The following is a 12930-nucleotide window of genomic DNA, read 5'->3' as shown; positions in this document are numbered from 1 at the left end:
TTTTCCACCCCAGTGGATTCCACTTCGTAATCTGTGTGACTCCTGTTGGATCTACGGTGGTGATTTCATTCGCTGCATCGTTATAGGTATACCTAAACGTACTTGAATCCGGCTGGGTTACTTTGGTCGCTCGGCCTAATACATCGTACTCGTACCTAGTCATAAATCCCTTGCCGTCTGTAAACTTCGTCATAGCACCTGTAGCCGGGTTGTACTCGAACCGCTGAGTCACCGTCGTGTTTTGTTTGGCTGCATCCGTAACTTGTACGGATTGCTCGGTCGGAAACGCAGATTGGTATTGCGTGCCGTACCCATTGGTAACGACAATATCCTGCGCGTCGTCTTTAATGGTAATGCGTGTAGGGTTACCGAAAGCATCATACGTATAACTCGTGTGGGCTTGCAGGGCACCTGCCGCATTGTTTTCTTTTACCCGTACTTCCTTGATTCCATGGGTCACCGGGTAACGTTCCAGTTCCATGTAGCTGTTTAACCCGCTCGTAGCCGGTGCCGTTACACTGCTGAGCAAATGGGTGGCTGCATCATACTGATACGTGCTCACCGTATTGGCAGGATCCGTCTCTGTCAGCACGTTCCCGTATTCATCATACGTACGCTGGCTCACTTGCTCCGTCGAGCTGGAAGCACCCTGCACCGTCTTCGTGGTGGTTTTCGTTGGAGACGGCCAGCGGTTTGTCCGGTTGTACTCCATGGCCGTGGTCGTTTGCGTCACCCCGTCGTCTTGTTTGATCTGGGTGTTATAGAAGACTTCCGGTGTATTGTCGTCGATATATACTTTGTCGTAGCTGTACGTCGTTTGGGTTCTACCGTTGTTGATGGTGGTAGCGAAGGATGAATTGCTATTCTGAAACGATCCGCCGTCACCTGAGTAGGTATAATCCACACGATTAGACTTATTCTCCGTGCCGTCGGCATAGGTGATCACATCTTCACGGGCTTTGACTCGATTGACTGTTTCTTTTGCATAACTACCCAGTTTTCTAGAAAAAGGCTCATAGGTATAGACAGTCTTAGCCATAGTCGGATGATGCACTTCTTTAAGCAAAGCGGAGTAGTTATTTTTCATCCGTTTGGCATTCACTAAATCAAAAGGTGTATTCTCAATCGAATAAATATAAGAGGTCTTTTTACCCAAAGGATCCGTTACTTGTGATAGTAGTTCCTTGTTTCCTTTGGGATCCTTTATCTTGTCATATTTGACTGTCTTATCTCCCATATTTACAGATACGGAGCTATTTCCATAGACAATGTTAATTTCATTCCCGATTGAATCTTTAATCTTAACTAATTGTCCTATTTTCTCATCATCCGTATTATTGTATTCAAATTGGATGGAATTCTGGTAGGCATCCGATATTTGAATCAATTCTCCATTGGTTGAGAAATATTGTTTTTGACCATTGAGATGTTTCAGCGCTTTGGTAGAAGTCTTATTCCCTACCCTAACGGAGATATCTTGAGTTAATTCAAGGTCTTTCCACGGATAACCTATTAACTTATTTCCTTTTATTTCATAAGAGGCTCCTCCGAATAAATGAATAGAGTGTTTATCCTTCTCTCTATTGTAGTCAATATAGGGAATATCCCAACTCCAACCTTTGCCAATTGATAATCTATCTTCATTTCTACGGTCTTTAAGAATATTTCGATACCCCCATCTGTATGTGGGGTAATTTTGAAAAGTAGGATCCTTAATAACCTGCCCCGTCGTATAAGCTTTGGTCATGAGATCCACACCATCTAACTGAACCGACTTTGTAGATACGGGTCTACTATTAGGGTCATCCGGATTTACATAAGGCCATCCTTCGGCTAATGAATCTTTTACATCGTCATCAAACTCTTCATAAATATCTGCAATTGGATAAACCCAATAGTTACCCTGCATATTAAACTGGATAAACGATACATACGAAGCATTAGAAAAACCAAATTTAGATGAATGGCCCTGATTGGTTCCTACTTGTTTATTGGCATATAGATAGAATAATCTTGTGTCTAATCCGGGGTAATACCTTGTCTTATAACCTGAAATATATTCAACATCTTTATCGTAATAGGATGTGTTGGAACTGTCGTAGATCCGATTTAAAGAAAATCCTAAACCATTTCTACCGGGAAGCGTCATATCCGTCGTCTGTAGTTGTAAAGAACCATTCATTACAGAAATATTCTCGTTCACAGCACTTGTAGAGAAAGGAGCATCCGTCTTAATATCTAAACGCTTCATTGCTAATTGATCATAACTTTGCGGGTAGCTGTTCGATGAAGTCAGACTTCTACCTTGCAATTCATAGGTATCGGATACAACAGTTTGTGAATTATCTTGTAATTCGAGCTCATGCTGTCTATACACTTGTGAACTAACTGTTTGGGGATCGAAATTAACTTCTGCTTTTTTCTTTTCGTAAGCCTCCAATGAATAGTCCAGCTTTTGAAGGTTTGTTTCGACATCTGGGTTTATTTTTTTAAGCGTTTCTTTGAAATCCTGGTTACCCGTTTGTAAGGCTGAATATATTTCTAGAAGCGTGTACCCTTTATTCAGCTCCTCAAGCAAAGTGATCTCCGAGATATTATAGCTGCGGCTAAGCCACTCTAGCGTTATAACTTCTTGATTATTAGAGGATGGACTGGCGGTTACTGTATCTGATGCACTGACTGCCCATGACTGTGTTAGGGGTGCTATCAGCTGTATAAATAAGCATAGTATGATTAACCATGATGTTTTGTTTTTCACTAAAAAGCCTCCTTATATGGGGTTGTAATTACTTTGAGTTGGCCTTAATTTGTCGTCACTAATCAATATCAGCCGTAAGTATAATGGATAGCGGGCTGCTTGAGGCCTTGATTCCCTCTGCGCTTGTGTTCTGGCTACGGGATGATATTCCCGTCAACTGACGTTTTTCTCAACGTTTTCTTTATTAGATTTCCATTGGGATCATATTGGTAATAGAGTATTTCCTTGTCGGACAGTCGCTGAAACTTTAATCTCCCATTAAGATCATAATAATATCTCGCATCATTTATATCTGGCAGATTTGATGTATAGGATACTATATTGCTCGGAGCGGATACTTTTCCCGCATAATTAATTGCTTTAACAGTAAAAGAATTTATCTTAAATAGAAAAAATACATCCAACTGAACATTGTTTGTAAAGGTCTTCTCAATCAAATTATTGTTGTTATAAATTTCATAATACTGCACGTCAGTCTTATTGCTATGTTCCCATGTGAATGAAACCGAATCGGTTGTTTCTTCTACTATTTTTAAATCCGTTGGAGCGTCCGGAACTAGTCTATATATGAATGATTCACTAGGGGCTGATATATTCCCAGCTGCATCTTTAGCTCTTATTGTAAATACATTCGCTTCATTCAAAGTTTGTAAACTTACAGAGGCATAATAGGGAGTGGTAGTCAGAATGTAATCATTACCATTAAAAAGATCATATCTCGTAGGTCCGTTAGGATTAATGGATTCATCCCAAGTTAATCTAAGTACCGAATCCGTAACGCTATGAATTCTTAGATTTAAAGGAATTGAAGGAGGAGTCCTATCAATCCGAACCGTTGAAGAGGCAATCTTGCTAGGGTATCCTTCCTGATCAATGGCTTGTGCTTCAATTATCGTACTGCCTTCATGTGTAATGCTGACAGGTCCGGTATAAATAGCCCAGTTCCCCGTTGTTCCTGTTGATTGGTTGATTAATCTGTACTTCAGTTCTCTTGTGGAAGCGGGTGCTGTGATGCTAGCCGTAACAGGTTGATTGGTCCAGTTGTCATTTGATAAAGAGATTACAGGTGCATCCGGAATCCCGTAAGTGATGCTAGCTGAGAAAGAAGTGACGAACCCCGTAATCTCATTCCCATCTTCAACATAAACAGGTACTTCAGCTGTGGCATTTTTGATATACCATTGACCTGATTTTATGGCTCGGATATTATCTCCGCTAATCTTAAAAGTATGTTGACCGGTTAAAATATAGTTGTTAAAAACAGTAACATTCGGACCGTTAAGGAAACTGTAAGTCATCATACCGCCGCGGGCGTTCGGATAGTCCCCCCAATGTCCTGGGGTTCTAATTTTGAATCCGGTTGTGGAAGTAAATGAAGCCTCAATGACTTCCAAAGAACTTATGGAAGGAAACTCTACAGATAATCCAATTCTAGGGCCTGTGGCTCTAGCTTCTTTCGTTACCGTTGTCGGATCGATGACCAGCGGATACACGAGACCCTTATCATCCAAAATAATTTCTAGAACCTGACCTTCTTTAGTCGTGTTCAGCGAAACCTTCAGACGGTCATAACGAAGCTCCTCACTGGAGCTGTCTTTTACCCACATAGGAGGGATAGAGAATTGCAATTCTCCTTTCTTATCTAAGAAGTCCACGGAACCATCGCTGTTTAATTTACTCTGCACTCCACCTGTCTTAAGCTTAAAGCTATACTTTTTTGGGGCTTTCTCGTTTTTTAAATGCACAAGCATTTTCAGATCTGAAGGATTTACCATATAGATCAGATCCGTGTTGTCCCACGCATCTGTGTATGTTATCGAATTATCTTTCGTGATACCGGTTACATTATGGCTATTTAGTGCTTCATACGTTACAAAATTGCTGTCGCTGGAGAACTTAATCGGCTGCTTACTTTTTTTATTAAATTTTACTTGGAATGAGTTTTCTTTTACTCCGAGTTCATACTCCTTATCTGCGGAATCCGTTTGAATGGAGGTATTGATTTCTTTCCATGTTTGTCCTTCTTTATAATGCAAAGGCTCGTTGGACATTAGAGTAGTACGGGTATTATCTTTATTAAGAAAAGTTTTGCTGTTCGGTGTCCGGTCTTTTTCGATTTCCTTGCTGTGCTTTTTATCGCTTTTTTCCCTTGCGAGAAATGATTGGCTAGCGGCTTGTTTCTCTAATAGATCATCAATCACCGTTTGTTTCTCAGTTAGTTGTAAAGAGGCCGTTTTAGCTGTTGTTTGATCTTCAACTGCGGATGATTCATTAAAATCAACTTTCTCTGATGCACTGTTCGCATAATTCACGGTCGGAAAAAGATTCATCACTAAACACAATGAAATCATAAAACTGAGAAACAATTTGAACATTTTCTTTTGAACCTTCATAATTAAACCCTCCTCTATATGAGATAGATTAGATAAAACTCCTTTCACCATTTTAAATTACATAAATTTCTTTATGTACTTTATTAATACATATGTATTATCTTGTTTGTAAAATTGTTTTACAACAGAATGTTTTGATATAATTTAATTTATTATGTCGAAATTGATTAATTTCACGCAAAATTTAATAACGTTTTTATATAATTACAACATTTTTTTATTAAAATTTATTTTGAGCTAGAGAGTACCCTCCGCAATTTAATAGATGACGGTTATAACACATGGCAACTAATTACTAACCGGCAAGACCAGAAATAGCACTTGCATTCCAAGGTGTTTCATGAACAAGGAGCTACCCTTGTTCTTCAATAAAGTCTGTCCCCATATAACGTCAGATTTAGTTAACTGCACTATCACACAAAATCATAAAAAAATCGCCTGCCCCATTCCGCCCTCAAAGGACCGAACTAGACAAGCGATTCCCCTACTGCTCACACCCTACACAAACTTACCCGCCTTCATCACAGCGCGGCCGTCCAGCTCCACATTCGGCTGCTTCACGACGCAGTCGATGTGAACACCTGCGGCGATCGTGCCGCCGAAGGTGTTGTTGCTGCCGAACGCCACGTGGATCGTGCCGTACACCTTCTCGTCCTCGAGGACGACGCCGGTGATTCTCGCCTTATCGTTCGTGCCGATGCCGAACTCGCCGAGAAGACGGCCGTCCCCGTCTCCGAGCGTGCGCAGCAGCTGCTTGGCGGCTTCGCCTTCTGCGCTGACGATGCGTCCCTGCTGAATAGTCAGCAGCAGCGGAGCGTTCAGCTTGCCGATTCCGGCAACGGAACCGTCAATCAGAATCTGGCCTTCGGCCTTGCCTTCAACCGGAGCGATGTACGCTTCGCCCGAAGGCAGGTTGCCGGATTCGCCGCGATTGACGTACATGCCCGTGCTCGGCACGCCGCTCCGGCCTGCGATCGGGAACGTGAGGACGTACCCGTCCTTCTCGATCCGCACGTTCTGCGCCTCTGTGAGCAGTCCGGTGACCTGCAGGGTCAGCTCCTTCACCTTGGAATAGTCGGCGGTAATCGCGCCTTCCATGAACATGTCCTCAGTGATGCTCGGCATGGTCGCTACGCGTACGCCGGCAGCAGCGGCCTGCTTGCGGGCCGCTGTATGCGTCAGCGAGTGCTTCGTGATGCAGACAGCGGCATCGGCGCCCAGCATCGCGCTGGCTACGGCAGCCGGAGGCTCTTCGCCGGAACGGCTTCTTTCCTGCATCACCATCAGCATGGATTCCGCGCCGAGCAGCTTGCCCGCTTCGTAGAGCGATTCAGCCAGCTCTTTTTTGTTATCGTCGGCCACGACCAGGAACACTTCTCCCTTTTTCAATCCCAGGCAGTCCCTCAGCAAGTTGCGGCTAATCTCAATTCTTTTGTGGCTCATATCCATTCATTCCTTTGTCTGTAAAAGTTCTGCTTCCATATAAGTCTGCTCTGCTTTTTTATCCGGCAAAAAAATCTCTCCGTAAGGACCACATCCCACAGAATAAGTTGATGCCATCTCTCTTCTCAAGCTTACTCCGCTTTCCTCCAAAGCTCAAATCATCTCCGACACTAGCTTATCCATGCGTGCATTGAATAAAATAACCGGAAGTCCCGTTGCGCCCCTCATTACGTCTTTACAAAACAGCTCCAGATTGCCGTTCGCCTGATCGAGCGCTTCCTGAGCGTTGTTGCCGATTCGGGTTTCACGCGCCCCTTTGCGTAAGCCTGCTGCGCCGGCCGGATAAAGCCAAAAAAAAGATCTTTCAAACCGCTATATAAGCGCCTTGAAAGATCCGGGGATTACGGAGTTTTGATCCAATCCAGATTAAAGCGTGTGAACAAGATTTCGCCGGATTCCCCTTCGTACAGCAGGCCGATGCTCTTATCCGGGAGCACGGTCAGGGACGAGTAGGAGTAGCTGCCCGGTGTGACTACTTTGGAGTAAGCCCACGTGGAGCTTCCGTCCTCGCTTAGACGAACCGTGCCGTTGGTGCGGCTTCCCGTGCTCGCCGGATTCGAGAAGAGGACGCGGCGCTTGCCGTCCCCAAGATCAGGGAAGTTCACTGCCGAAAGCTGGCAATAAGGTTCAGGCAGCGCAGCGTCGAACGTCACATTATCGTCCCATGTGGCACCACCGTCACTGCTGGTCGCTACCGCCACGCGCTTCTGGGCGGATGTGTTGCGCATAAACATTTTGAGGCCGCCGCCGGCAACCTCGATCACCGCATCCTCGGTGAGCTGGGCTGTGCTGACGTTAAGCGTCTGCGAATTCAGAACGGCTCCGTTTACGACGCGGCCGTCGTTCGGAGATTCGCCTCTTTTCCAGGTCTTTCCGTGATCGTCGCTGTAAATGACCGCGCTGGACTGGTAGCCCCCGGTGTTCGTGTAATAGACCGGGAACACGAGCCGTCCCGCGTGTGGACCCGAACCGATCGCAATACCGTTTCCGGGGCCTGTGCCCATAAATTTCATCCAGTCCGCTTTGACCTGTGCGTTAAGGTCGACCGGAGCGGACCAGGTCAGACCGTCGTCGGTGCTCTGAATGATCTGAAGGTAAGACGTGCCATACTCGTGCAAGCTTTCCGGAGCGATGCCGGTCTTGAGATAAATATTGCCGGCATAAGTAGCGCCGTTGTACACGTCTCCGTTATCGCGAACCGTGTAAGTCGTCACCGCGCCCGCGCTGTTATAAACGGCTCCCCCTGCTCTCAGCGTATAGGCAGCTCCGGAGTTGTCCGTCAGTATCTTGTTGCCGTTGGCATCGAAGCCCGTCCCGGCTTTCGCCTGCCCGAATCCGTAACCGCCGGGGAAATGGTCGACCAGAGCGAAAAGCGTGCCCGTCGCCGGGTCCTGCATAAGCTCGGAGTCGATCACGGACGCGCCGTTGTATCCGGAGCCGGGATAGTCGATCAGCACCTGGATGCTGTTCCAGGTCTGTCCCCCGTCCGTGCTTCTGCGGATTGCGAAATTGATGTCGTTCGGGCTGTCCGCATTACCCGGAATCCGCTGGTCAATGCCCGCAATCAGCGTCCCCTTGCTCGTGGTGAACAGGGACGGAATGCGGTAGCCCGCCGAGCCGAACATATTCGGGCCGAAGAGCGCGGTTGGAACCGTTTTGAACGCATTGCCCGTTAAAGTCGCCGCCGAAACCGGCGCGCTCCATTCGCCCGTACCGCGGCTGTTGCGGCCGCGAATCTTGTAGGTATGCGTGGAACCCGCGGCAAGCCCTGTGTGCAGGTATGGCGATGTTACTCCGCTGATGACGGTACCGTCCGCCTCCAGATCGTAAGCGGTCGCTCCGGCAGAGTCGTTCCAGCTTACGTACACTTCCGATGACTTGGTCGCTTTGGCGGACAGCCCCCCCGGAGATGGAGGGGTACCGTCTCCGCCCGGCACGTAAACGCCGATTTCCGCAGCGGAAGCGAAACCGCCTGTTCCTGCGAGCGCTTTCAATTTGACATAGCGGACGCCATTCGCTGCGACTACAGCTGTTTTAAGCGTTTTGTCGTTGGCCCAGGTTCCGGATACCGATTTGGTGAAAGTCGTTCCGTCGGCACTCGTGTAAATTTCATAGCTCGTAATCGTTCCGTTCGCCGAGCTATCCTGTCTGGGCAGATAGGTCAGTTTGGAGAGGCTGTAAGCCCCGCCGAGGTTTAGCGTAAGCTCTCGCGTCGTATCGGTGCCGCTCCAGAGCGTGTGCCACATCGTGCCCGTATTTCCATCCAGCGCTTTGACCGGCTCGTTGCCGGTCTGGAAGCTCGATGCGGATGCGGTCATCGCGCTTTGAGCAAGCGCTCGGTCCGTACTGACGGCAAGAGCTTCATCCGCGGACAGAACTTTGTCGTAAACCTGCACGAGAGCGATATCGCCTGCATAGTACCACTGGCCTCCGCCGTTATCCGCATTTCGGCCGATCCACATGCCGTCCGGCGTTTTCACGTTCGGGAAGAAACTCGTCGATGCGTCCGTAACACTCAGCGCACCGTCGATATACATGGCAGTGCCTCCGCTTCCCACGGTCAGGACGACCGTATGCCAGTTTCCATCGTTGATAACGGAAGAAGCCGGAGAGTTAAGTTTCGTGGCGTAAACACCGTTTTCACGATTTTCAAAATACAGGGAACCGCCGTTTATCGTCAGTGACATGTTGCTGGAAGGATCTTTCGTATCCGATAAACTGAAAATCGTTTTGACCGCCGCGCCGCTTGATGTTCTTACCTTCGCGGCAATCGAACCTTGCGCAAGACCGGACACCCTTGAAATATCCGATGTGAGATCGGTGAAATCCGCCGTGCCGTTAAACGTTTTGTTTACCGGATAGTCCAGGACGGGCGCTGCCGGCAGAGCAGCCGAGGCAAGTCCCGCTGTCAGGCCGGAACCCAGAAGCCATAAAACCAATGCGAGCGATAACACTTGAACGACCGGCGAAAACAGTTTGTTTTCCTTCAATAAAACAACCTCCCGGGGTGTATGATTTTTAAAACTGTCTTCATTTTAGGCCCTGCCGGACACGCTTGAAATCCCTTACTTTTTACTTTAAGGGGGCTTGTTTTGACCTATTGAGAGGAAATCTTGACCTTTGGGCCGAGACTTCTTCATGTATTTTCCACCCCGGTTACTTCCTCCCACTTTTATATCCGTGACTGGCATTCCGTGCGAAGAACAAGGAGGAAGCTTTCACCCCTTTACGGCCGATCCATTTCATAAAAAGGGCTGCCTCTAAAGGCACCGGCGAACGAATCCGTCGTAAACGTTGAATAAAAAGCCTTCATACCCACAGCTATGGGGTTTGAAGGCTTATCTGCTGCTTGAAAGGCTGTGAGGGACTCGACCGCTTGGAACACACGCTCCGCAGCCGGGCATCTACTACCTGACGAATGAAGTGTTATTGGATGTGCTGCACAAATATTTCCCGTCCCATGGGTAAATCTCGAACCCGACCAGCGTCGCGCCCTCCGTCGATATGGGAGGTACGAAGATCAATGCGGGATTCACTGCGCAGGGGGCAGCGTGTGGCGCACGGCAAGCCTGCCGGCGATGGCCGGGACGGCCGGCCGCCACAAGCCCTCCTTAAGACAAGCGGCTGCCGATCGCATCCACATAGCGGGCGACAATCAGCTGCGGACGAGTAATCGCACTGCCCACGACCACGTAGGATGCTCCGGTTTCCAGCGCCCGGGCCGCATCAGCGGGCGTCCAGATGCGCCCCTCGGCAATGACGGGCACCTTCGCACGGGAGCACAGTCCCCGCAGCAGCTCGAAATCCGGTTCTTCCTGCTGGGGACTGTAAGGGGTATAGCCGGAAAGAGTGGTCCCGATGAAGTCGACGCCCAGGCTTTCGGCTGCAAGCCCTTCTTCCAGCGTAGAAATATCCGCCATTACGAGTCTGCCCTTCGAATGAGCATATTCAATGAGCGGTTTTACCCGCTCCAGCCGGTCTTCCCGGCCAGTCACATCCAGCGCCACAATGTCGGCTCCCGCCTCCACGATGGCTTCCACTTCCTCCAGTGTCGGCGTGATAAATATGTCGGAGCCGGGAATATCCCGCTTGATGAGACCGATTACGGGCACATCCACCTCTTGTTTGATCGCCGCAATATCGTGGGCGCCGTTGGTCCGGATGCCGATCGCACCGGAACGTACGGCCGCCCTGGCCATTTTGGCCATGGTGTCGCCGCCGTGCAGCGGCTCGTCCTCCAAAGCCTGGCAGGATACGATCAGACCTCTGGCAGGAAAAATTTCGTGTGTATTCATCTCATTCGCTCCTCTATAACCGTCTCCGTCACTGGCGCGTACTCCCCTGCCGTTACTTGCGCGAAGCTTCCGCCCGGGCTATGCAGTCCAGTATTTTATCGTTCAGTGCCCGCACCCGCTCCATGTCCGTTTCACGTACCGGCAGCAGAGGCAGTCTCGGCTCGCCGGAGTCGAGTCCGCGCAGCTTCAAGACCGCTTTGCAAGCCCCGTACAGGGAAGGGAACGTCAGCAGTTCGGCGATCAGCTCATTGACGGTAAACTGCCATTTCTGCGCTTCCTCCAGCTTGCCTTCCTGGAAGCAGTTCTCGATTTCGAGGAAAAGCTCCGGCATAACCCCGTACGTTCCGCCGATTCCGCCGTCCGCTCCGATACTCCGTCCCGCCAGATACTGCTCGTCCGGTCCGTTTAACACGAGAATGTCATCTCCGCCCGCCGCCTTGAATTGTTGAAGCTCGAACGTGCTTTCGGCGGAAATTTTCACCCCGATAATTTTGTCCTGGCGAATTAGCCGGGTCAAAAGCGCCTTTGACAAATGGAAGCCCGTCGTCTGCGGGATATGGTAGATGATAAAAGGTAGTAGCGTGCTGTCTACAATCGACTGCCAGTGATGCTCCACACTTGCCTCAGGCAGACGGTAATAGATGGCCGGGACGGCGGATACCGCATGTGCCCCCGCTTCCTCCGCATGCTTGGCAAGCGCAACGCTGTCACGCGTGGACGGCGCTCCGATATGGGCGATAACGGTGAGCTCCCGCCCGACTTCGGCAATGACCGCTTCCAGCATTTTTTTACGCTCCTCTACCGATTGCAGCATACCTTCACCAGAGCTGCCTCCGACGTACAACCCGCTGACGCCCGTGTTCGCATAATGCCGGGCCAGCATGCGGGCCGCTTCCGTTGAAACTTCTCCCTGTTCATCGTAGCAGGAATACATGGCGATCGTGATGCCTCTGAAACGATCCAAATCTACCGTTCTCATTTGTGGACAACCTCCGTTTATACAAGAAAATATAATGAATATTTCCACCTAAATACAGCAAATAGATGTTTTTTATTTGATATTTGTTGCCCGCCAACCACTCAGAACGGCGATCGCTGACTATCCTTTTACGGCGCCCATCGTAATTCCCTGGGTAAACGATTTTTGGAACAGGAGAAAAATCGCGATCATCGGTACCGACGCAAGAGCCGCTCCCGCCATCATCACCCCGTAGTTCGTCGTATACTCGCCCTGCATCGTCGCGATTCCAAGCGGGAGAGTCATCATCGAAGTGGAGCGTGTCATGATGAGCTGACTGAAATAATCGTTCCACGAAGCGATAAACGTAAAAATAGCCAAGGCGCCGAGCGCCGGTTTAAGCAGCGGTAAAATAATCGTGGCGAACAGCCGGATCTCCGAGCAGCCGTCCATTTTCGCCGCTTCCATCAATTCGCCCGGAATCGTTTGCGCAAACTGCTTCATGAGGAAGACGCCGAACGGCCAGCCGATTGCAGGCAGGATCAGGCCCCAGTACGTATTCACCCAGCCGAAGTCAGCCAGCATGGTGAACAAGGGAACGAGAATCACCTGCTTGGGCAGCGCCATTGCGGCCACGAACAGCGTGAAAATCATTTTGCGGCCCGGAAACACTTTTTTCGCGAGCACATATCCGGCCAGCGATGAAACCATACAGACCGCGATCATTTCGCAAAAGGCGATCAGAAAGCTGTTGAACGTCCAGCGCCAGACCGGATTTTTGAACAAATCCGTCCAGTTCTGCAGGGTCGGTTTCAGTGGAAACCACTCCGGCGGAATCGCGGTCGCGACGGTCTGAACTTTAAACGCGCCGGTGATAATCCAATAGAAGGGGAAAATAAAAAGCACAGTAGCCAGCAGCAGCAAGATGAAGGAGAATACTTTAACGGGCGATATCTCCTTTAGCCGGCTTTTTTTGCGGACCGCGCCAACAGTCCCCGGACTCCTATCAAGTAAAGCGTTCAT

The 12930-nt window shown here is 49.1% G+C and carries 7 protein-coding genes and 1 pseudogene; all 8 read right to left on the bottom strand.

Features of this window, described 5'->3' with window-relative positions; translation table 11 throughout:
- A pseudogene (locus EDM21_RS25390) lies at nucleotides 1-2758 on the bottom strand (RHS repeat protein); the annotation flags it as partial.
- Nucleotides 2759-2892: 134 nt separating this feature from the next.
- A complete protein-coding gene (locus tag EDM21_RS15635; RefSeq protein ID WP_157336873.1) occupies nucleotides 2893-5151 on the bottom strand; it encodes a DUF7948 domain-containing protein in 2259 nt (752 codons plus the stop codon).
- Between the two features lie 498 nt (nucleotides 5152-5649).
- The gene (locus tag EDM21_RS15630; RefSeq protein ID WP_157336871.1) at nucleotides 5650-6594 is read right to left on the bottom strand and encodes an aminopeptidase; all 945 of its coding nucleotides are present in this window, start codon (nucleotides 6592-6594) and stop codon (nucleotides 5650-5652) included.
- Nucleotides 6595-6995: 401 nt separating this feature from the next.
- Nucleotides 6996-9644, bottom strand: coding sequence for an exo-alpha-sialidase (locus tag EDM21_RS15625; protein ID WP_157336869.1), 2649 nt, complete (start codon nucleotides 9642-9644; stop codon nucleotides 6996-6998).
- A gap of 417 nt (nucleotides 9645-10061) precedes the next feature.
- Nucleotides 10062-10256, bottom strand: coding sequence for a hypothetical protein (locus EDM21_RS15620; RefSeq protein ID WP_157336867.1), 195 nt, complete (start codon nucleotides 10254-10256; stop codon nucleotides 10062-10064).
- Between the two features lie 9 nt (nucleotides 10257-10265).
- Nucleotides 10266-10949, bottom strand: coding sequence for an N-acetylmannosamine-6-phosphate 2-epimerase (locus EDM21_RS15615; protein WP_157336865.1), 684 nt, complete (start codon nucleotides 10947-10949; stop codon nucleotides 10266-10268).
- Between the two features lie 52 nt (nucleotides 10950-11001).
- A complete protein-coding gene (locus EDM21_RS15610; RefSeq protein WP_157336863.1) occupies nucleotides 11002-11928 on the bottom strand; it encodes a dihydrodipicolinate synthase family protein in 927 nt (308 codons plus the stop codon).
- 120 nt (nucleotides 11929-12048) lie between these two features.
- Entirely contained in the window at nucleotides 12049-12930 is an 882-nt protein-coding gene (locus EDM21_RS15605; protein WP_157336861.1) for a carbohydrate ABC transporter permease, read from the bottom strand.

Source organism: Paenibacillus lutrae, from assembly GCF_009757775.1.
In the GTDB taxonomy this organism is placed as follows: Bacteria; Bacillota; Bacilli; order Paenibacillales; family NBRC-103111; genus Paenibacillus_F; species Paenibacillus_F lutrae.
Note: the sequence above shows the minus strand (reverse complement) of the source record. Positions and strands in the feature narration are given on the sequence as shown.